This is a genomic window from uncultured Lactobacillus sp., from assembly GCF_902491705.1.
Taxonomy (GTDB): Bacteria; Bacillota; Bacilli; order Lactobacillales; family Lactobacillaceae; genus Lactobacillus.
On the sequence record NZ_CABUIW010000007.1, the window covers coordinates 1 to 21,149 of the forward strand.

Sequence of the window (21,149 nt, forward strand, 5' to 3'; positions counted from 1 at the left end):
TCAATCCTTAATAGCTTAATATCAATAAAGTGTCCAATTTTCTTGGGTCACTACAATCAAACGTATTTTTTATGCTTTCAAATTACTATATCTTTTCACTTGTATAAGCTTCGTATGAAAGATCAAATTCACCTTAGTTTAAATGAATCCAAAAGTACATAATATTGAGGTATTTGCACAAAATATTTTTGATTAATGATTCACAGTTTGAAGAACCTTAGATAGAAATGTGCAATTAGGAAAATTTCCTTTTCTTAAATCGACTAATACAGTAGCTTAATAATGTAATTTCTTAAGTGAACAAATTTTAATCAGGATATCGCTAAAAAATATGGTATTGATTTATCTTTAAGAACTGTTAAAATTCATAGGGATTAAATAATTAAAATAGTTGACTTAATTAATAGAAAGAAAAATAGATATGAAATTAGTTACTAAACAATCATTAGCACTTCTTTTTGCAGCAACTGCGTTAGGATTAAGTGCTTGTAGTAATTCCAATCAAAATAGCGGTAAGCCAAGCAATAATAAAAATGCTAATTCAAAAATAATCAAGCATAAATCAAGTTCAAGCTCAAATACTAAGCCTGGAACCTTATCAGCAGATCAAATAGGACCTAAAGAAAATGTAAGTATTATTACTATTTATGCAGCTAGAAAATATGGTAATGGCTGGCAAAAAGTTTTAGATAATGCCAAAGATTCATCATTGAATGCAAGCTTGGAAAGTAGATCTTCTGCTTCAGGCGACTATCGCGGTCAAGGTTATATTTATCAAGTTAGCGCTGGAAAGAGTAGTTCTGACACCTGCTACACCATTAGCGGCGATGGCTCTAGTCAAATCATTTATTTATATCAAGGTGATAAATATTTAGGTTCATCTACAGTCGGCGAAATTGTTGATTATTTGAATAAGTTGAATTGCGATGACGAAGTAAAGTCATTAATGAACAATGTTCAAATCGGTACGCAATCTAATGATGATCAAGATTCAGATGGTGATGATTCTGGTTCTGGACGCAAAAAGTCTAATGTTCCAGGGGATGAAGGAGTGTTTACTACTCCAACTGATATTCGCGGTACTTGGTATGGTACTGAAATAAAGGAGCTTACTATTGGTGCACACACTATTAGTGGCAATGGTAGTGGAACTACTCAATTGCATAAACAAGATCCAAACTTTAGCGATAAAGATAAGCTAAGTAGTGCAAGTGCCAGACATGCTAAGGACTTTGGAGCTGCAAATATGCGTAATTTAGATGGTTTTAATTTTATGGTGGTAGCTGGTTGGACACAAATCGATGGCTCTCGTGGTATGTATGCTGCTCACACTGAAAATGGTCAACCAGTTCTTCTAATCGTTTCATCAGGTGGCGGTTTACAAGAAATTTTATGGAAGACACCTCAATTAGCACACAAATATGCTCACACCAAATTTAGCGATTTAAAGAAATTAGGCGGAATTATGAGCGAATAAAATTGCTGTTTAAATGATTAATGGCTGATTTATTTCAGCCATTTTTTATGCGAAAATAATCTAAGTATGAAAAAGATAAATGAATTAATACATAGTCCTGGTTTCATTCAATTAGTAAAGTACGTTTTAATTGGTATTTTAGGGTTAGTTGTAGATTTTGGAATTTATATGATTTTGACGCATTTTAATATGAACGTTGAAGTGGCAAATATGATTTCTTCAACTTGTGGGATTATCAATAATTTCTTGTGGAATTCTTACACTAACTTTAAAGTTCATGATCGAATGCTTTTGCGTTTTATTTCTTACTTTTTAGTTGGACAAATTACGACAGTATTCACTACAGTTTCACTGTTTATTTTTACGACTAAATTAGGGATGCCACATTTGATAGTAAAGGCAGTAGCTACCTTTGTTGCAACGCTGATTCAATTTGTAATTAATAAGGTGATTACTTTTAGGAAAGCAAGCCACTAAGAATTGATATATTTGAGCATTCTAGATGAATTATCTGGAGTGCTTTTTTTCGTATGCTTATAAAATTTCTGCAAATATCAATTATAATAGTCTTAATCATTAAATATAGATAGGACAAATTATGACAATAGGACAAGCATTAAAATCACTTCGTTTACATGCAGGACTAACTCAAGAAGAAATGGCCGCAGGAATTATGTCAGTATCTTTTTATTCAAAGGTGGAACGTGACATTCATGAAATTGATACGAATACATTAATTAAACTTCTTGCTGTTCATCGTTTTGATGCAATATCGTTTTTCACACAAGTAGTTAATCAAGATAAAAATATAGGTAATCCATATTATTCAATTGAATCTGAAATCACTTTTGCAAGAAATACTAAGGACTTAAAGAAGCTGGATGAAATTAACAAAAGAATAAAAGAAGAGGATTCAATTCCAAATTGGTTACGATTCAGGGTGGAATTAGCTTATGCTTGGGTCACACATTCAAATAAATACATCTCACCAGAATTAAAGAAAAAAGTTAGAAATGGTGAAATTCTTCCAACAGATAATTGGGACCGAAGATCATACTATTTCTTGAGCCAAGCTGTCATTTTTATGGATATTAAAGAAGCATACGAGCAAGTAAATTTGGCTTATGCTGCTTTTAAAAAGCATCCAGCAACTGATCCATTTTCTTTACAATTTGTTTCCTGGATTGCAGTTAATTTTCTTAACTGTTGCTATCACCAAAAGGCTGATGTTAAATATACAAAAAGTTCGATTGAATTTTTACGTTCACTGCCAATCACTCCAGAAATTGGATTTAGTGCTGTTTTAGGCACGTATTATGAAGCTTTGTTTAATCATGATCAAAAAGTTGTTGATGCTGTCATTCTGGTCCTGAAAAAGAGCAAATTTTATGGTTTGATTGAAGATACTGTAGGAAAATAATAATTTAACTTTCGATATGGAAAGTTTCAAGCATTAATTGTTCGTTAATCTTATCATTGCTATATAAGATGAATGATGAGGTAAATATGACGATTGGTGAACAATTAAAAGCAACAAGAAAAATGCTAGGATTGACCCAAATGCAAATGTGCCAAAATGTAATATCTGAATCTTTTTATTCAAAAGTAGAACGAGATAAAAGTAGAATTGATACAGATGATTTAATACAGATTTTAAATAATCATAAGGTATCACTGTATGACTTTTTTGCACCATTTGATAAACATAGCATTAATAGAAAAATGGTTAATGCTGAAATTATTTATGCATTTAATAGACGAGATATAAAAGAACTAAAAAGTATTCAAGCTAAAATTCTTAATGATGAAAAATTAACTTTAAGAATTAAATTGATGATTGCGTTACTTCAAAATAAAATTGCACAATTACCTGATCAATTACGGCAGGAAATACGATTTAATACTTTACAGATAGGTAATTGGAATAAAGAAGCTTTATGGGAATTATCAATAATCATAGACTTATATGATTTTGATGAATTGACTATTTTATTGGATTCAATTTTTACTCAATATTCTGAAATTGATACTAATGATCAAGAAGTGGTTGCTTTATTAGCAACTATATTTGTTAATTATTTAGTTAAGTGTCAAAAAGTTATTAATTATATAGAAAATTTAAAATCTAATCCAGATATAGCATTAGTCAAAATTGTGGGGAAATATTATCAGGCATTAATTGATCAAGATAAAATTAATGCAAATAAAATTCGTGGTTTATTAGTAAACAGTGGTTATATAAGGTACTTATAATAATGTGAGATTATGGAAATTGGAAAAAAGTTGAAAGAAATAAGACTTTTTCAAGGAAAAAGTCAAAAAGAAATGATTGCTGGCAATTTTGATCGCTCTTTTTATTCTAGAATTGAAAATGGTCAAAATGACATTGCTGCAGAGTATTTGATTAAAATTTTGCAAAAAAACAATATTTCTGTTGTCGATTTTTTTAGTGATTTTGGAGATGCTGAACCTAAAAATAGAATTTATCAAGCTAAAATTGAAGAAGCATATGTAGCTAAGAATATTAATGAACTAAAAGAAATAAAGAATGATCCTAATTTTACTAATCAAGTAGTTAAAAAAATGATCGAATTATTGATTGCAAAATTAGAATGTAAATCATATAAATATGCAAAATTAAGGGATTATTTTAAAAAATACATTTGACAAGTGTTTTAAAAGATAAACAAGATGCTAATGAAGCTGCAAAGCAAAATGTAGATAATGCTTTAAACGCTTTGAAGGGTGTAGGTGTTAAAGAAGCTCAAAGTGCACTTGAGAATGCAACACAAAAGCAAAGTAATGTTGAAACTGAGATAAATAATACAAACAAGAGTATTCAAAATCTACAAGAAAATATTAATCAAATTCAAACTAAAATATCTCAAGCTCAAACTTTAAAATCCAATGCTGAGGCTGCTCAAAGTAAAGCACAGCAAAATGCACAGTCTGCAGCTTCTACATTGAAAAAAGCTAATTCTGATTTTGAAGCACAGAAATCTGAAATTGATAAATTAAATAATCAATTAAATGATTTAAAAGATCAAACTAAGAATACTATTGATTTAGTAGATGCTAATAAATTTAAAAAAGCTTTTTCTGATTATGAATTATTCCACTGGGAAAATATAACTGTCGGAAAAAATGGTGGTTTTACTGATGATGATATTGAATATCTTAAAGCTGCAAGATCCAAGAATAAATATCAAAGTATTGAAGCTGATAAGAATAAAAAAGTAGATATTAATAATTTAACTGATGAACAATTAAATGACTTGTCATTATTTACTGCTAATATCTTAAATAAAGTAAGAATGCAGTTAGGCTTAAGTTCCGATAATACGCAAGTTACTGCAGGCAGCGTTGACATGGCTAAACTAGTTGCTAAAGAATATACAACCGATTATAAAGCAGATAAGTGGCATCCAAGTGACAATTGGCATGATGATGCAGCACTTCAAAGAGTAGTAAGTAAAACACATACAGCTTTAACTGAAGAAATGGAAGCTAGCAACTTGCCTGAACCTGTAACTATGGATGATCTGAAGTGTGGAATCTATAATAATTTAATTGATATGATTCTAACTAATGGAAATGGTATTGATAGTGCAGGAGCAAAAGCAACTTATGAATTGGCACATGCTCAAGGACTGTTAGGCTTAGGATTTCCAAGTCTAGAAGAGATGAAATCCGAAATAAAAGAAATTAAGGCTGATATGGCTGCAGGCCATACTTCCGGTAGTAGCATTGATGGAAAAATGTATTATAATCAAGATTATATAGATAAAGCTAACAGCTTAATCAATGAAATTGAAAAGAATCATCAATATATTATAAATACAGATGATATGGATCCAATGCATTATGTAGGTGTTTCTTTCACAGTTCATGGTACAAAATACGGTAAGGTGAATACAATGATTCACTTTATAAATTCAGTATCATTTGATACTAGGGAAAATTCTCATTTTGTCAAAAGTAAGGCTATTCAGTCATATGACTCTCAACTTCATACAGTTAATGAAAATATTAAAACTGAAAATAGTAAATTAACGCCATTAACAGAAAAAGTTGAAGCTGCAACTAAAGAAAACAAATCTAAAATTTTGAATTTAAATGCTGCAAATGCTGCATTAGGCTCAGCCAACGTTACATTGAATAATTTGAATTCAAACTTAAAAGATGAAAACTTAAAGTTATCAGCGGCTAAACAAAAAGTTGCTAATTTGAGTAGGGCTTTAAAGGAAGCAACAAACGAATTAAATGCGGCAAAGGAAACGTATAATAATTTAACTGCTTCTCAAAGCCAAAAAGTTAAAAACTACAATAACGCAGTTGAAATTCAAAAAGCTACTAAAGCTGATTTGGCTCAAGCTCAATCAAATCTTAATAATGCCAATGCAGTATTAGCTGCAGCCCAAACCCAACTTAAAAACTTGCAAAATATTGCTAATGAAAAAGCAGTAGCTGTAGCAACTGCCCAAACTGCTTATGAGACAGCTAAGAAACGTGTTGAAGCTTTGAAGAATGCACCACAAGTTTTAGCCGATGCAACTGCTACGGTAGCTAAAGCTCAAGCAGCCTACGATGCAGTAAAGAAAGCTGCCGATGAAGCTGCAACACAACTTAAAGCTTTAGCTCCAGCTAAAACAACTGCTGATGCTAAAGTTGCTGCAGCCCAATCTGAATATGATAGTGCACTTGCTAACTTGAAGGCTGCCCAAGATAAACTTGCTAATGCCAAGGCTGCTCTTGAACAAATTAAGCAATCTGAAGATATGATGAACCAATTTGTTCCAAATATTATTTCAGATAATACTTCAAGTTCTGAGAATTCTTCAGTAGGTTCAAATAGCACATCAGGTTCCGAGAATTCTTCAGTAGTTTCAAATATTACGTCAGATAACAATTCAGGTTCTGAAAATACTTCAGTAAGTGCTTCAGAATATAAGTCAGTTAAGTTAACTCATAATGCTTATATTTACACTAAGGCTCTTAAGACTGTAAAGAACAGTAATAAGAAGAATATTGTTCTTAAGAAAGGTAGCTACCTTAAGGCTTTGAATAATGGCAAGGTTTATGTCATTAAAGGCAAGAAGTATTATCAAATTGGTAAGAACAAGTTCGTTAAAGTTGCTAATACTTTAGCTAAGAAGTCTAAGAGTTATGTAGCAGTTGTTAAAGGCCGTAAGAACCATAAGGTAAGAGTATATTTAGGTAATGGTAAATTTGCCAAGAAATATGTTTACGGACAAAGATATATAAGTTTGCCGAAAAGAAGATTATTAAAGGCAAGACTTATTACAGAATTTCTGGTAAGAAACTTTGGATTCCTGCAAGTAAATTAGACTTAAAGAAATAATAGTAGGAGTATAAAAAAGATGAAGAGAACGAAGGTCGTAAGTTTAGCTGCAGCTGCATTATTGGCTGTTGTACCAGCAACTGTTGTTGCAGTAAAAAATGCACCAACTAAGATTGTCTTAGCTGCTGAAAACGAAGATGTGAAAGATGGCAGTACTGCAGAAAAGGCTAAGGTTATTATTTATAAAAATGATGATTTACATACTAAGATTAGTATTCATCCAGATAATATAGATTCAAAGGATCCTGATAGTGATCAAATCACAGATGAGGACGTTGTTAATTATTATGAAAAGAGTAGTCAGCTTTATATAAATGGAACGAACTATGATCCCAAAAAGGATCAATTTCGGGGAAATCTAGAAGATGATTTATATACTCCAAAGGATCCTGATTATCAACATAATAATGCAATATTAAAATATAATGGTGACTATCAAGGTGTAGGCGAGGGCTATGGTACTATAACAACTGCAAACATAAAGGATCCTGATGTAGATATCCCCACAAAATTAAAAGTTGGAGATGAAATATCAGTATCTATTGATTTACCATATTTGGAACGCAACACTTGGTATACTTGGACTACTACTAAAGATGTAGATAAGTTGATAAGGGATGCTAATGAAAAGCTTAAATCTGAGGGCGGCTTGCCACAAGAATATCTAGATAATATAAAATATACGAAAAATGGTGATACTTGGACTGTTGCTGAAAAAACAAATGATTATGGGGACTTCCCATCTGTCTTTAGTTCTGGTTCAACTTCTAATGATTACGAAGGAGTAATTAAGTTACCAAGTGATTATATCTTGCCTGATGGTAATTTCATAATTTCTGATGATAAGGATGCATTTAGAATTGATCATGATGGAATTAAAGGCGAACGTGTAGAAGTACCAGATACTGATGATAATTTAAATGTTGATGATAAGGGAAATGTTAACGATCCAACGATTAATAATAATACCTCATCATCAGATAATTCTGTTGTTGACAATGATGTCTCAAAAACAGATAACACTGTAAATACAACCACTACTGTTCCTGCTCAACCTAATGTTGATGTGAAGAAAGATGTAGATCATAAAGATATTAATGATAATAATACAAATACTAATAAAAAAATTATTTCAAAAGCACCAGAAGCAATGTATTACTCACACAATGCTTACTTCTATGATAAAAATGGTAAAGTTTTGAAAAAATTTGGAAACTATTGGTATGCATCTAAGTATCATAAGTTAGCTCCTTTGGATAATGGAAAGATTTATACAATTAAAGGTAAACCATTCTACCGTGTTGGAAAGAATAAATATGTTAAAGTCGCTAATGCGGCAAAGTTACCTCGTAAGATAAATCTTAAAGGTTCTAGAAAAGGAACAACTCTTTACTTCTATACAAGTAAAGGTAAATTTGCTCATAAATTTACTACTAGTAAGAAGAATATTAAATTCAATAGTAGTAAATTTATTGAAGGATTCTTGTATTACAAAGTTGCAGGTAAGAAACTTTGGGTTCGTGCAAAGGATATCAATTTAGCTAAATAATTTTTGAAATCGAATACTTACTTCAATAATTACAAGACTCATGCTATAATCATAACCAAAGCAATGATCAAGAGTAATCAACTTTATTTACAGAGAAAAGCCGTTATAGCTGAGAGGCCAGAAGTTGATTTGTAGCTTGATTAGCTGACTAACTGAACCTAAGTAGGCTAGTCCGGACACTTCAGCGCCGTTATCGCTTATTGAGAGAAGCATATTTATATGCTTAAATCATAGGTGGTACCGCGGTTAGTAAATCGTCCTAGACAATATTGTCTAGGACTTTTTTATTGGAGGAATTTTATGACAGATTTAGCACCTAAATACAACCCTAATGAGGTTGAAAAAGGCAGATATCAAGAATGGCTTGATGAAGATTTATTCAAGCCATCAGGTGACAAGAAAGCTCACCCATATTCAATTGTTATCCCACCACCAAATGTAACTGGTAAGCTTCACTTGGGTCACGCATGGGACACTGCAATTCAAGATACTTTGATTCGTTTTAAGCGAATGGAAGGTTACGACACTTTGTACTTGCCTGGTATGGACCACGCTGGTATTGCTACCCAAGCTAAGGTTGAAGCTAAGCTTCGTAAGCAAGGCAAAGACCGTCACCAAATGGGTCGTGAAGCATTTGTTAAGCAAGTATGGGACTGGAAAGATGAATACGCTAATATCATCAAGAGTCAATGGTCAAAATTAGGCCTTTCACTTGATTACTCACGTGAAAGATTCACTCTTGATAAGGGTCTTTCAAAAGCCGTTAAGAAAGTTTTCGTTCAACTTTACAACGAAGGTCTTATTTACCGCGGTGAATACATCATCAACTGGGATCCAAAGCTAGAAACTGCTCTTAGTGATATTGAAGTTATTCACAAAGATGACAAGGGTGCTTTTTACCACATTAACTATCCATTTGCAGATGGCTCAGGCTCTGTAGAAATTGCAACTACTCGTCCTGAAACTATGTTTGGTGATACTGCTGTTGCCGTTGCACCAGGAGATCCAAGATACAAGGATATCGTTGGTAAGGAATTGATCTTGCCACTTGTTGGTCGTCATATTCCAATTATCGAAGACCAACACGTTGATCCAGAATTTGGTACTGGTCTTGTAAAGATCACTCCAGCTCACGACCCTAACGACTTCCAAGTAGGTAACCGTCACAACTTAAAGCGTATCAACGTAATGAACGATGACGGTACTATGAACGAAGAAGCTGGTAAGTACGCTGGCATGGATCGTTTCGAATGTCGTGAAGCTTTAGTTAAGGATCTTAAAGAAGAAGGTTACTTAATTAAGGTTGAACCAATCGTTCACTCAGTTGGTCACTCAGAACGTTCAGGTGTTCAAGTTGAACCAAGATTATCTAAGCAATGGTTCGTTAAGATGAAGCCACTTGCTGAAAAGGTTTTGGAAAACCAAAAGACTGAAGGCAAAGTTAACTTCGTACCAGAAAGATTTGAACAAACCTTAAACCACTGGATGGAAAACGTTCACGACTGGGTAATTTCTCGTCAATTATGGTGGGGCCACAGAATTCCAGCTTGGTACAACAAGAAGACTGGTGAAACTTATGTAGGTGAGGAAGCACCTAAGGATATTGAAAACTGGACCCAAGATCCAGATGTACTTGATACTTGGTTCTCAAGTGCTCTTTGGCCATTCTCAACTATGGGTTGGCCAGATACTGATAGTCCTGACTTTAAGCGTTACTTCCCAACTAATGCATTAGTTACCGGTTACGACATTATCTTCTTCTGGGTATCAAGAATGATCTTCCAAAGTCTTCACTTTACCCATGAACGTCCATTTAAGGATGTTGTTTTACACGGTCTTATTCGTGACGAACAAGGTAGAAAGATGTCTAAGTCATTGGGTAACGGTATTGACCCAATGGACGTAATTGATAAATACGGTGCCGATGCTCTTAGATGGTTCCTTTTGAATGGTACTGCTCCTGGTCAAGATACTCGTTTCAGCTACACTAAGATGGACGCAGCTTGGAACTTCATTAACAAGATTTGGAACGCTAGTCGTTTCGTAATTATGAACTTGCCAGAAGATGCAAAGCCTGCTCATATGCCAGATACTTCAAAGTTTGACTTGTCAGACAAGTGGATCTTTGATCGTTTGAACCACACTGTTGATGAAGTAACTCGTTTATTTGACGAATACCAATTTGGTGAAGCCGGAAGAGAAGCTTACAACTTTATCTGGAACGACTTCTGTGACTGGTACATCGAAATTTCTAAGGTTGCTTTAAATGGTGACGACGAAGAATTAAAGGCAAGAAAGCAAGAAAACTTAATTTGGATCCTTGATCAAATCTTGCGTTTGATGCACCCAATTATGCCATTTGTAACTGAAAAGTTATGGCTTTCAATGCCTCATGAAGGTAAGTCAATCATGACTGCTTCATACCCAGTAACTCACAAGGAATTTGAAAACAAGTCTGCTGATCAAGACATGGACTTCTTGATTGAAGTAATCAAGGCTGTTCGTAACATCCGTATGGAAGTTAACGCACCAATGTCTTCAGAAATCGACATCATGATTAAACTTGATGATCTTAACAACAAGCACATCCTGGATGAAAACGTAGATTACGTTGAAAACTTCTTACATCCAAAGAAGCTTGAAGTATCTGCAGATATTGAAGCTCCAAAGCTTGCTAAGACTGCCGTTATTCCAGGAGCACAAATCTTTGTTCCATTAACTGAACTTGTTAATATCGATGACGAATTAGCTAAGATGGAAAAGGAAGAAAAGCGTCTTGAAGATGAAGTAGCACGTTCTGAAAAGAAACTTGCTAACAAGGGCTTTGTTGATCACGCTCCAGAAGCAGTTGTTAACAAAGAAAAAGAAAAGAAGGCTGACTACGAAAGTCAATTAAGTGGCGTTCGTGAAAGAATTCAAGATTTGAAAGAGAGCAAATAATTGAAGTTTACTGATGCACAAGAAGTAATTTCCTTTTTGTATTCTTTGCCACATCTGCACCCTAAGAATAATTTGTCTTTTATTAAAAGAATTTTGGTCAAACTCGGAAATCCGCAAGATCAAGTAAAAACTGTTCATATTACGGGTACAAATGGTAAAGGCTCAACTTCATATTATTTAGCAACTCTACTTAAAAAGGCTGGTCAGAAGACTGGCCTTTTTGTATCACCTTATGTTTATCGCTTTAATGAACGAATTCAGCTGAATAACAAAGATATCAGCGATCAAGATTTGGTGAAGGCAGCTAATAAGGTGCAAGCAGCCTATGAAAAAATTCAAAAAGAAGATAATGAATTTTCACTAGTTACATTTGAATATGAAGTAGCCATTGCGTTTGTTTATTTTGCAGACCAAAAATGTGATTATGCCGTAATTGAAGTTGGCATTGGTGGTGAACATGATAAAACCAATGTGATTACGCCAGAAGCTAGCATAATTACTACTGTTGGATTAGACCATGAACAGATTATTAGCCCTACAATTCAGGATATTACTCGCGAAAAAAGTGGTGTAATTAAGCATAATAGACCGGTAGTTTTAGGTAATGTGCCTCAAGAAGTTGTGCCTATTTTGAAGCGAAAAGCTCAAAAGGAGCAGGCGCCCCTTTATCAATTGGGACAAGATTTTAAAGTAGATGTGCAAGAGCAAATTCTTTATACAGATACAAAGCACAAGTTAACTTTTAAATTGCGTCCTCAAGTTGAAGTTTTTGATATTGCAATTGCTGTTAAAACTTTTTATTTGCTTAAATTATCTCTAACAGATCGAAAAATTGAGCAGACAATTGATCAAATTGTAATTCCTGGTCGTTACCAAGTTTTACAAGATAAGCCATTAATTGTTTTAGATGGTGCTCATAATATTCAGGCGATGACTAATTTGCTTAAAACAATTCATCAATTAGCCGAGAAAAAGCATGGCCGTGTTCATGCTCTAGTAACGATGATGAAAGACAAAGATTTAGAGCAAGTATTTGCATTATTTAAGCCTGAAGATGAAGTTTTGCTTACAACTTTAGATTATCCGCGTGTAGCTAAACAAAATGATTTTCCAATTGATGTGCAAAGAAGATATAATTATGAACGGGACTATCAAGTAGGCTTTACCAATTTAGAGAATAAAATAGCAGATAACGATATTTTATTAGTTACTGGTTCATTTTATTTGGTAAGTGCAATTTTAAATTGGAAAGGAAAACAAAATGCACGTTAAAGAAATAGATGATGACATTCAAGGCATTGTTTTTGACATGGATGGTCTCTTAGTTAATTCCGAAAAATTGTATTGGGATGCAAATATCCAAGCGGCAGAAGAAGAAAATCTTGGCACGCCACGTGATGCATATTTGAAATTAACTGGAGCCACAGTCAAAGAAATGCAAGATTTTTATCATAAGTATTTCAAGACTGAAGCTGACCGTGATCGATTTATTAAACGGACTGACGATTTAGTCTGGCAATGGACCGATGAAGGAAAATTAAAATTGCAGCCTGGCGTGCAAGAGGCTTTAGATGAATTTCAAAAGCGCGGATTGCATATGGCAATTGCTTCAAGCAATTATGAAGACGTGTTGCAACATGTGCTCTGGGCAACTGGGATTAGAAATTATTTTGATTTCCATATAAGTTATCTAGATGTGCAAAAAGGTCATATCAGGCCTAAGCCAGCACCAGATATTTATTTAGCAGTAGCTAAAAAGATGCAGCTGCCTAAAGAAAATATTTTGGTATTTGAAGATTCATCCACTGGTGTTCAATCAGCAGCTAGTGCAGGCTTAAAATGCGTGATGGTGCCCGATTTAATTCCACCAACGGAAAAGGATCGAACTAACGCTACAATGATTTGCAAAAACTTTTTTGAATTTCTCAAGAAAATTTAGCTCTTTTTTGCGTAATAAGTAATGAGGAGGAATTTTCATGAAAAGAAGAAATTCAAGTCATTGCTTTGTAAAAACAGACCTAGAGTTATTAATGCAGCTATTTGAACAGCTTGAGGATAAGGAAATAACCGATTTTAAAGAATTAGGAAACTTTTTTGCTAAAAATCAGCTGACTAATTTTGATGATTTGATACGGTTTATTACTGGTCCTGACTGCATAGATGAAATTGCAATTACTGCTGAAGAAGTTTTGGACCGTTTGCGTCTAGCTTCGCCTAAACGCAAAGCAGTCTTAACTTCAAGCGTAGAAGTGGGTAATTATTTAGCTGATAAATTAGTGGGTCATAAACAAGAAGAGCTTTGGGTATTATATATTGATAATGCAAGTCATATCATTGCCGAGAAAAAATTATTTCAAGGTACATTGAACAAATCAGTAGCACATCCGCGAGAAATTTTTCGTTGGGCTGTAATCTATGGCTGTTCAGGGATTTTTATTGCTCATAATCATCCTAGTGGCAAATTAATGCCATCTTCTAGTGATTTTGAATTGACAGAAAACTTATGCCAAGTAGCTAAGATGATGAAAATTGACTTTTTAGATCATTTTATTGTGGGTCAAGGTCATTATTTGAGCATGCGTGAAGAAAAATTAGTTTAAACTTCTTTAAAATTCGCGCGAAAATCACCTTTAAAGTGATAGTATGCTATAATTATTCAAGATTTAGAGACCGCAATAATTAAGGAGAGATTTTTGTGTTTGGATTAGGTACAAAAAATATTGGTATTGATTTAGGTACAGCCAATACACTCGTTTACATGGAAGGTAAAGGAATCGTATTAAGAGAACCTTCTGTAGTAGCAAAGAATACGCAAACAGGTGAAGTTATCGCTGTAGGTTCAGAGGCTAAAGAAATGATCGGTAGGACTCCAGGTACTATTGTAGCAATTCGTCCTATGAGAGATGGTGTTATTGCTGATTATGATACTACAGCGGCTATGCTTAAGTACTTTATGGAGAAGACAGTTGGCAATTCTAAGCCTTCAGTAATGATTTGTGTACCATCGGGCGTTACTGAGGTTGAAAAACGTGCTGTAATTGACGCTGCTAGAGTAGCTGGTGCACGTGAAGCTTTCGTAATTGAAGAACCATTTGCAGCAGCTATTGGTGCAGGTCTTCCAGTTATGGATCCTACAGGTTCGATGGTTGTTGATATCGGTGGTGGTACTACTGATGTAGCTACTATTTCACTTGGTGGTATCGTTTCTTCAACTTCAATTCGCCAGGCTGGCGATAAATTTAATAATGCAATTATTAATTACATTCATTCAAACTTTAACTTATTAATTGGTGAAAGAACTGCTGAAGATATTAAGATTCAAGTTGGCTCAGCTTCAGTTGAAAAGGCTAAGGAAATTGAATCAATGAACATTCGTGGTCGTGATTTGGTAACCGGTTTGCCAAAATCTATCGATGTTGAAGCAGTTGATATTGCTAAGGCTATTCAAGATGTTGTACAAGACATCATCGTAGCAATTAAAGAAACTTTGGAACAAACTTCACCAGAAATCGCTGCTGACGTTATCGATCATGGTATCGTTTTAACTGGTGGTGGCGCACTTCTTAAGAATTTACCAGAAGTTATTTCTGAAGCAACTAAGGTACCTGTATTTATTGCTCAAGATCCACTTGATTGTGTAGCAATCGGTACTGGTGAATCACTTAAGAATATTGAAGTAATGCGTAGAAGTCGCAAATAATAAAAAAGCCGGCTGTTGCCGGTTTTTCTTTGGGATCAATTCTTAATGAAAAAATTTCTGCAAAACAAAAAATTATTATCAGCATTTATTATAGTTATCGTTGTTTTAGTCGTTTTAGGCGGAAGCGTGAGTTTGCGCAAGAAACGCAATACTCCGTTATTAATCCAGAGCTTAGGCAATAATATCGTTGCCTTAGGTACAAGAATAGTTGATGTTCCTGTAGGCTGGGTTTCAGGTGGCTTAAACAGCGTACATGATATTTTAAATACTCAAGATGAGAATAATCATTTAAAGCGTGAAGTTACTAACCTTGGTCAAACCAAAGCACGGAATTCAGCTCTTGAAAAAGAAAACCGTCAATTAAAGGCTGCATTAAAATTAAAAGATACGTTAAGTGGTTATACTTTAGTTAATGCATCAGTAATTTCCAGATCACCAGATACTTGGTCAGATTTATTGACTATTGATAAAGGTAGTTCTGCAGGCATTAAAAAGAATATGGCCGTTATGTGTGGCGGTGGTGTTATTGGACGAATCGTCGAAGCAAATGCTGCTTCATCTAAAGTGGAATTAATTACTACAACAGATGAATCAGCTAACCGCTTCTCCGTACAAGCAGATGCAGTTAATGGTAAGACAGTTCACGGAATTATTACTGTTACTTCCAATAATAATTTAGCCTTTACTCAAGTAGTTGATGGTCGTAAATTAAAGGCTGGTACTAGAGTTTACACTAGTGGTATGGGTGGTAATTCACCTAAAGGCTTATTAATTGGTACGGTAACTACGACAACACGTGATTCATTTGGTTTATCTGATCAAATTAGAATTAAGCCAGCAGGCGATATTAGTGATCCTTCTGTTATCACAGTCATTGAAAGACAGGTGGCTAACTAATGTCTGTTTTTCGTAAATGGGTCTTAGCTATTGCGATGTTCGTTGCATTAATTGTTGACGGTATATGTTCTTTTTACTTTCATCAATTTATGACTTATGGCAGTTTTGGCGCAGCTAGTGTAATTTTGCCAGTTAGTATGATGCTGATTGGACTGTTTGATGATACAAACGAAAATGAAATTTGGTTGGCAATTGGTACAGGGATTGTCGCTGACATTTATTTTTACGGTATTATTGGTATTTACACAGTATTTTTACCGGTTAGCTGCTGGATTTGCCAAAAAGTAGCACGTTTTTTACCCGAAATTTTTTGGACAAGATTAATTGTAGTATTACTTGGCACCACAGTTTTTGTTGCTTATGCTTGGCTTGTATTTCAAATGGCAGGTTTAGCTGACATTTCAATGCATGCATTGTTAATGTCATTAGCGGTTAACTTAGGCTGGTCAACTTTGGTCTTTGTCTTGTTATATTGGATTTTTGGTAATTTAGCACAAGATTATCCATTCCTAATTGATTTAAATGCTTATCGAGTATAAACAAAAAGACACGGAAAATTTTTCCGTGTCTTTTTTTAAAACATTCCTGCACTTGCCATTGCGCCAACAGCTCCAGCAATAACTGCTGCTAAGGTAATGAAAGCCATTAGCCATGCCATGACAATAGTCAGCTTTTGAAATCCTGATTTTTTCTTTTTTCGTGCCATAAAAAGTCCTCCTGTTTGAACAATATTTTATGCTTATTAATAGTTTTTTTCAAATCAATTGTAGTTTAGAATAAAAGAATGGAGGAACTTTTATGCTTTATATTTTCCTAATGCCTATTATTGGTTTAGCAGTTGCTTTTTTAATTAACTTAGTGTTTCCACGTGCAAAGTTTAGAGGCTATGATGTATTGCCATTCTTTTTTATTGCGGGATGCAATTTGATTACGGCGCATATGAATCAGCCTTCTTTTTTGCCATACGGCTTTTTGATCTATTTTATTTTGGTTATTGTAGTTTCATTGAATGAAGCAATCAAGAATAAAAATATTTCTTTAGGTAAAACATTGCGTAAGTTATGGGACTATTTAGCTGCATGTACCAGTCTATGGTATGTAGGATTATTAGTTATGATGGTAATATAAAACTAAACTTATTTGTATATGCGAAGGGTGCAAAATTATAATATTTTGCACCTTTTTTATTGGGAAAAATAAAAATTATAAATAAATCTAAAAATATGTATTTTTTGCTTGAGCAGGTGGTAGAGAGTGGTGAATTGTGGTAAATTATTTAGTGGAAGGGGGCTAGACCATGTTCATGGGTGAATACCACCACAATCTGGATAGCAAAGGTCGTTTAATTATACCGGCTAAGCTGCGTGAACAGATTGGCGAAAAGATGGTGTTCACGCGAGGAATGGAAGGTTGCATTTTTGGCTATTCGATGGACGAATGGCAAAAAATTGAAGCTAAATTAGCAAAACTTCCGTTGACTAAGAGGAATGCGCGTAAATTTATGCGTTTATTCTACTCTGGTGCGATGGAATGTGAGTTTGATAAGCAGGGTCGCGTTAATCTGACAGCAACGCTTAAAGATCATGCTAAACTCATTAAAGAATGTGTCATTATAGGTGTTTCTAACCGAATTGAAATTTGGTCTAAGGAGTGTTGGGATAGCTTCGAAGAAGAAGCTAACGAAGACTATGATGACATTGCTGAAAATTTGGACGACATTGAACTATAAAAATATGAAATTCAAACACACCAGTGTACTCTTACATGAAACTATCGACAATTTAAAACCAAAGAACGGTGGTCTTTATGTAGATGCAACTTTTGGCGGTGGTGGGCATGCAAGATATTTGCTCAGCAAAATTGACACCGGTACGTTGATAGGTTTTGACCAAGATGAATACGCAATAAAATCGGCAAAGTTGAACTTTGCTAATTTATTGGAACCGGATAGTGAGCCTAGATTGAAACTTGTACATGACAATTTTACCAATCTGCAGCGGGATCTGGTTAAGCTAGGTTATTCAGATGGAATAGATGGCATATACTATGATCTAGGTGTCTCATCCCCTCAGTTCGATCAAGCTGATCGCGGTTTTTCATACCGCTATAATGCTCGACTTGATATGAGGATGGATCAAAGTCAAGATTTAGATGCTTATCAGTTAGTTAATACTTTAAGTCAAAGAGAACTAGCAGATATTTTGTACAAATATGGAGATGAAAAATTCTCCCGTCAAATAGCTCACAAAATCGTTGAAAGCCGTAAGGATAAGCCAATTGTTACAACTTTTGAACTGGTTGACATAATTAAAGAGGCAATTCCTGCATATGCACGACGGACAGGAGGGCACCCAGCAAAGAAAAGTTTTCAAGCTTTGCGGGTAGCTGTTAATCATGAATTAGATGTATTGCAGGTTTCTCTAGAAGAGGCAATTAAGGTCTTGAGACCTGGCGGTCGAATCAGTGTGATTACATTCCAGTCTCATGAAGACAAAATCGTTAAAAAGATTTTTAAAAAGTATTCGGAAGTAGAGGTACCAAGAGGAATGCCTTTTGTACCAGACGATATGAAACCAATGCTGCGTCTGGTCAACCGCAAGCCAATTACCACCTCGACTTCAGAGTTAGAGAAAAACAACCGCTCACACAGTGCAAAATTACGGGTTGCAGAGAAATTATGAAGAGGAAGATGTTATGGCTGACAGTTCAGCGAGAAGAATAGAATATGAACCAAGTAAGCAAAACGGTTCTAAAAAGCATCAACGAATTATCTTTGATCCACATAAAGTTCCTTATAATTTTTTAGAAAAAACTTTATTGATCGTCGGAAGCATGATTACACTTTGGATGATGATTTTTTTAGTTTCTTCTAGTATTTCTGCAACTTCGGCTCAACATGAGTTGACCAAGACTCAACAATCAGTTGCTAAGGAACAAAATAGGATTACCGATTTACGTCAAGAAATTGGTGAGTTAACCTCAACTACGCGTTTAAACAAGATTGCGCGTGAAAAGGGCTTAACTCTTATTAATAAAAACATTAGGACAATTCGCTAATGAAAAAAAAGAGTAATTTGAAATTACAAAAATCCAAAGCCCACAGCTACCGCTTTACAGTGGGGAGATTTCTCCAAGTAGCTGTCGCTTTGGTTTTTCTTATGTTTACGGCTAGATTTTTATATATCGGAATATCTAAGACAGTTAATGGACAAAATTTATCTCAACGAACTAAACAGCTATATAAGCGTAATCAAGTTATTATTAAAGCAGCACGAGGAACTATTTATGATCGAAATGGATTAACGATTGCAGAAGATTCACATTTATATACTGTTTATGCAATTTTGGATAAGACATCAATTAACTACAAAAATGAACCAGAATATGTTGTAAATAAGTCTGAAACAGCTGAACAGCTAGCTAAGGTTTTACCAATTTCGGCGGATAAGATTTATCAATATTTGAATCCAAAGCAAAAAGCGTTCCAGGTTCAATTTGGTCCGGCAGGTAGTGGTTTGACGATCAAACAAAGAAGGAAAATTGAGGCAATGAAATTGCCGGGAATTAAGTTTATTGCCACTTCTTCTAGACTTTATCCTAATGGTAATTTTGCTTCTCATATTATTGGATTGGCTCAGCCTGAGTACGATAAGAAAACTAATGATGAAACCTTAGTTGGTACAATGGGAATTGAGGCTTACTTTAACAAGACCTTGACTGGTACTGATGGCTATCGTATTTCACCAGTAGATGTATCTGAATATCAAATGCAAAAAGGTAATCAGGTTTATAAGCCTGTAAGAAATGGAAATAACCTCTATTTGACACTTGATTCACAACTGCAAAGCTATCTTGAATCACATATGAGCGATGTTCAAAGTAAATATAGCCCAACTTCTATTACAGCGGTTGTTGAAGACATGAAGACGGGTAAAATCCTGGCTGCTTCACAGCGTCCAACGTTTAATCCGCAAACTAAGAAGGGCTTAACTAAGTCATATCGTAACATTTTAGTTCAGGATATATATGAACCAGGATCTGTATTCAAGGTGCTTTCATTTGCAGCTGTAGTTAACAGTGGTAATTACAATCCTAATGAATATTACCGTTCAGGATCAGTAAATGTTGGCGGTTCAACTATTCACGACTGGTTAACTTCCGGTTGGGGCACCATTCCATTTTCACAAGCTTTCGAGCGTTCAAGTAACACCGGTTTTGTTAAGTTAGAACAAAAGATGGGTGCTAAAACTTGGAGAAAGTATTTGAAGAAGTTCCATATTGGTGAAAAGACTGGAATTACCCTTCCAGGAGAACAGCCAGGCTTCATCTCATTTAAGACACCAGTTGACCAAGCCGTTACTGCATTTGGTCAGGGTGTAAATGTTAATGTAATGCAGATGATGCAAGCCTATAGTTCACTAGCTAATAATGGACAAATGGTCAAACCACAATTAGTAGAAAAAATTACTGATTCTAACGGTAAGACACTTAAGGGCTATGAAATTAAAAAAGTTGGTACTCCAGTCTATGACAATAAGACTAAGAAGGTTGTATTGGCCAATATGAAGCGAGTACTTAACAAGCAATCTGGTACTGGTAATGCTTATAAAATGGGCAATGCAGATATTGGTGTTAAAACTGGTACTGCTCAAATAGCTAACCCGAAAGGTGGCGGCTATTTGAAAGGCGATAGTAACTACATCTTTTCAGTTGTTGGTGTTTACCCAGCAAGCAGTCCACGTTATTGCATTTACTTGACGCTTAAGCAGCCACGTTTAGGCGGTGGTGCTACTGCCGAAACTATCTTGGCTTCTATCTTTAAGCCAATGATGAGAAGAATTATCTCAATGTCTAAAAATGATGATACTTCAACTACTGTTGAGGTACCTAACTTTAAGGGCATGACATATAAAGAAGCTGCAGCTAAGTCAAATCAAATTGGTTTGAACATAGTTAAAGTCGGAAGCGGCAAGAAAGTTACCGATCAGGGCATCAAGAAAGGTGAGAGATTAGAATCAGGCGATAAGATATTTGTCTTAACGTCTGGTAAAGTGACCTGCCCAGATATGAGCGGCTGGAGTATCAATGATTTACATGAATTTTCAAACCTTACAGGTGTTAAATTTAGTATAAAGGGAACCGGAACTGTTGCTAGTCAAGATATGACTAAGGGGACAGAAATAAAGGCCGGAAAGAAAATAAAAGTTAAGTTAAAGGAGTAAGC

Annotated in this window: 20 protein-coding genes; 19 read left to right on the plus strand and 1 reads right to left on the minus strand. The window is 34.7% G+C overall.

The window, feature by feature from the left end:
• The first annotated feature begins 421 nt into the window (after positions 1-421).
• The 14 genes from RDN22_RS02465 (at position 422) to mreD (ending at position 16,464) form a co-directional block, all read left to right on the plus strand.
• On the plus strand, positions 422-1,477 hold the full coding sequence (locus RDN22_RS02465) for a hypothetical protein (RefSeq protein ID WP_308555573.1): 1,056 nt from the start codon (positions 422-424) through the stop codon (positions 1,475-1,477).
• A gap of 66 nt (positions 1,478-1,543) precedes the next feature.
• Positions 1,544-1,954 carry a GtrA family protein gene (locus RDN22_RS02470; protein ID WP_308555575.1) on the plus strand — a complete coding sequence of 137 codons (411 nt, stop codon included), beginning with the start codon at positions 1,544-1,546 and terminating at the stop codon, positions 1,952-1,954.
• A gap of 121 nt (positions 1,955-2,075) precedes the next feature.
• Positions 2,076-2,897, plus strand: a complete 822-nt coding sequence (locus RDN22_RS02475) for a helix-turn-helix transcriptional regulator (protein WP_308555577.1) — start codon at positions 2,076-2,078, stop codon at positions 2,895-2,897.
• 86 nt (positions 2,898-2,983) lie between these two features.
• Positions 2,984-3,730, plus strand: a complete 747-nt coding sequence (locus tag RDN22_RS02480; protein WP_308555579.1) for a helix-turn-helix transcriptional regulator — start codon at positions 2,984-2,986, stop codon at positions 3,728-3,730.
• A 12-nt stretch (positions 3,731-3,742) separates the two neighbouring features.
• The gene (locus RDN22_RS02485) at positions 3,743-4,144 is read left to right on the plus strand and encodes a helix-turn-helix transcriptional regulator (protein ID WP_308555581.1); all 402 of its coding nucleotides are present in this window, start codon (positions 3,743-3,745) and stop codon (positions 4,142-4,144) included.
• The gene (locus RDN22_RS02490; protein WP_308555582.1) at positions 4,141-6,825 is read left to right on the plus strand and encodes an SEC10/PgrA surface exclusion domain-containing protein; all 2,685 of its coding nucleotides are present in this window, start codon (positions 4,141-4,143) and stop codon (positions 6,823-6,825) included. The genes RDN22_RS02485 and RDN22_RS02490 overlap by 4 nt, the downstream gene beginning before the upstream one ends.
• A gap of 33 nt (positions 6,826-6,858) precedes the next feature.
• The gene (locus RDN22_RS02495; protein ID WP_308555584.1) at positions 6,859-8,388 is read left to right on the plus strand and encodes an SLAP domain-containing protein; all 1,530 of its coding nucleotides are present in this window, start codon (positions 6,859-6,861) and stop codon (positions 8,386-8,388) included.
• Between the two features lie 300 nt (positions 8,389-8,688).
• Positions 8,689-11,328, plus strand: coding sequence for a valine--tRNA ligase (locus RDN22_RS02500; RefSeq protein WP_308555586.1), 2,640 nt, complete (start codon positions 8,689-8,691; stop codon positions 11,326-11,328).
• Positions 11,329-12,600: a folylpolyglutamate synthase/dihydrofolate synthase family protein gene (locus RDN22_RS02505; RefSeq protein WP_308555588.1), complete on the plus strand. Its 1,272-nt coding sequence runs from the start codon at positions 11,329-11,331 to the stop codon at positions 12,598-12,600. It abuts the gene before it with no gap.
• Complete coding sequence (locus RDN22_RS02510; protein WP_308555589.1) at positions 12,590-13,267, plus strand: HAD family phosphatase; 678 nt, start codon at positions 12,590-12,592, stop codon at positions 13,265-13,267. The genes RDN22_RS02505 and RDN22_RS02510 overlap by 11 nt, the downstream gene beginning before the upstream one ends.
• 37 nt (positions 13,268-13,304) lie before the next feature.
• A complete protein-coding gene (locus RDN22_RS02515; RefSeq protein WP_308555591.1) occupies positions 13,305-13,928 on the plus strand; it encodes a JAB domain-containing protein in 624 nt (207 codons plus the stop codon).
• A gap of 95 nt (positions 13,929-14,023) precedes the next feature.
• Positions 14,024-15,028: a rod shape-determining protein gene (locus RDN22_RS02520; protein ID WP_308555593.1), complete on the plus strand. Its 1,005-nt coding sequence runs from the start codon at positions 14,024-14,026 to the stop codon at positions 15,026-15,028.
• A 45-nt stretch (positions 15,029-15,073) separates the two neighbouring features.
• Positions 15,074-15,925: a rod shape-determining protein MreC gene (gene mreC / locus RDN22_RS02525; RefSeq protein ID WP_308555594.1), complete on the plus strand. Its 852-nt coding sequence runs from the start codon at positions 15,074-15,076 to the stop codon at positions 15,923-15,925.
• Complete coding sequence (mreD, locus tag RDN22_RS02530) at positions 15,925-16,464, plus strand: rod shape-determining protein MreD (RefSeq protein WP_308555596.1); 540 nt, start codon at positions 15,925-15,927, stop codon at positions 16,462-16,464. The genes mreC and mreD overlap by 1 nt, the downstream gene beginning before the upstream one ends.
• 35 nt (positions 16,465-16,499) lie before the next feature.
• Here the strand turns inward: mreD and RDN22_RS02535 are convergent, their stop codons facing one another.
• Complete coding sequence (locus RDN22_RS02535) at positions 16,500-16,631, minus strand: DUF4044 domain-containing protein (RefSeq protein ID WP_308555598.1); 132 nt, start codon at positions 16,629-16,631, stop codon at positions 16,500-16,502.
• Positions 16,632-16,723: 92 nt separating this feature from the next.
• Between RDN22_RS02535 and RDN22_RS02540 the strand changes: the two genes are divergently transcribed.
• The 5 genes from RDN22_RS02540 to RDN22_RS02560 all read left to right on the plus strand — a co-directional run bounded on the left by RDN22_RS02540 (position 16,724) and on the right by RDN22_RS02560 (position 21,147).
• Positions 16,724-17,053 (plus strand): DUF3397 domain-containing protein, encoded by a 330-nt coding sequence (locus RDN22_RS02540; RefSeq protein ID WP_308555600.1) that lies wholly within the window; start codon positions 16,724-16,726, stop codon positions 17,051-17,053.
• A gap of 169 nt (positions 17,054-17,222) precedes the next feature.
• The gene (gene mraZ / locus RDN22_RS02545) at positions 17,223-17,654 is read left to right on the plus strand and encodes a division/cell wall cluster transcriptional repressor MraZ (RefSeq protein WP_308555602.1); all 432 of its coding nucleotides are present in this window, start codon (positions 17,223-17,225) and stop codon (positions 17,652-17,654) included.
• A gap of 4 nt (positions 17,655-17,658) precedes the next feature.
• Complete coding sequence (gene rsmH, locus RDN22_RS02550; RefSeq protein ID WP_308555680.1) at positions 17,659-18,606, plus strand: 16S rRNA (cytosine(1402)-N(4))-methyltransferase RsmH; 948 nt, start codon at positions 17,659-17,661, stop codon at positions 18,604-18,606.
• Positions 18,607-18,619: 13 nt separating this feature from the next.
• Positions 18,620-18,982 (plus strand): cell division protein FtsL, encoded by a 363-nt coding sequence (gene ftsL, locus RDN22_RS02555; protein ID WP_308555604.1) that lies wholly within the window; start codon positions 18,620-18,622, stop codon positions 18,980-18,982.
• Positions 18,982-21,147, plus strand: a complete 2,166-nt coding sequence (locus RDN22_RS02560; protein WP_308555606.1) for a penicillin-binding protein — start codon at positions 18,982-18,984, stop codon at positions 21,145-21,147. The genes ftsL and RDN22_RS02560 overlap by 1 nt, the downstream gene beginning before the upstream one ends.
• Positions 21,148-21,149 lie beyond the last annotated feature (2 nt).

Bases quoted from the DNA above. Each gene is read 5' to 3' on its own strand.
- RDN22_RS02515 (WP_308555591.1), top strand. From the start codon at position 13,305: ATGAAAAGAAGAAATTCAAGTCATTGCTTTGTAAAAACAGACCTAGAG.
- RDN22_RS02500 (WP_308555586.1), top strand. From the start codon at position 8,689: ATGACAGATTTAGCACCTAAATACAACCCTAATGAGGTTGAAAAAGGC.
- RDN22_RS02465 (WP_308555573.1), top strand. From the start codon at position 422: ATGAAATTAGTTACTAAACAATCATTAGCACTTCTTTTTGCAGCAACT.
- mreC (WP_308555594.1), top strand. From the start codon at position 15,074: ATGAAAAAATTTCTGCAAAACAAAAAATTATTATCAGCATTTATTATA.
- RDN22_RS02470 (WP_308555575.1), top strand. From the start codon at position 1,544: ATGAAAAAGATAAATGAATTAATACATAGTCCTGGTTTCATTCAATTA.
- RDN22_RS02540 (WP_308555600.1), top strand. From the start codon at position 16,724: ATGCTTTATATTTTCCTAATGCCTATTATTGGTTTAGCAGTTGCTTTT.
- rsmH (WP_308555680.1), top strand. From the start codon at position 17,659: ATGAAATTCAAACACACCAGTGTACTCTTACATGAAACTATCGACAAT.
- RDN22_RS02475 (WP_308555577.1), top strand. From the start codon at position 2,076: ATGACAATAGGACAAGCATTAAAATCACTTCGTTTACATGCAGGACTA.
- mreD (WP_308555596.1), top strand. From the start codon at position 15,925: ATGTCTGTTTTTCGTAAATGGGTCTTAGCTATTGCGATGTTCGTTGCA.
- RDN22_RS02480 (WP_308555579.1), top strand. From the start codon at position 2,984: ATGACGATTGGTGAACAATTAAAAGCAACAAGAAAAATGCTAGGATTG.
- ftsL (WP_308555604.1), top strand. From the start codon at position 18,620: ATGGCTGACAGTTCAGCGAGAAGAATAGAATATGAACCAAGTAAGCAA.
- RDN22_RS02560 (WP_308555606.1), top strand. From the start codon at position 18,982: ATGAAAAAAAAGAGTAATTTGAAATTACAAAAATCCAAAGCCCACAGC.
- RDN22_RS02510 (WP_308555589.1), top strand. From the start codon at position 12,590: ATGCACGTTAAAGAAATAGATGATGACATTCAAGGCATTGTTTTTGAC.
- mraZ (WP_308555602.1), top strand. From the start codon at position 17,223: ATGTTCATGGGTGAATACCACCACAATCTGGATAGCAAAGGTCGTTTA.
- RDN22_RS02495 (WP_308555584.1), top strand. From the start codon at position 6,859: ATGAAGAGAACGAAGGTCGTAAGTTTAGCTGCAGCTGCATTATTGGCT.
- RDN22_RS02485 (WP_308555581.1), top strand. From the start codon at position 3,743: ATGGAAATTGGAAAAAAGTTGAAAGAAATAAGACTTTTTCAAGGAAAA.
- RDN22_RS02535 (WP_308555598.1), bottom strand. From the start codon at position 16,631: ATGGCACGAAAAAAGAAAAAATCAGGATTTCAAAAGCTGACTATTGTC.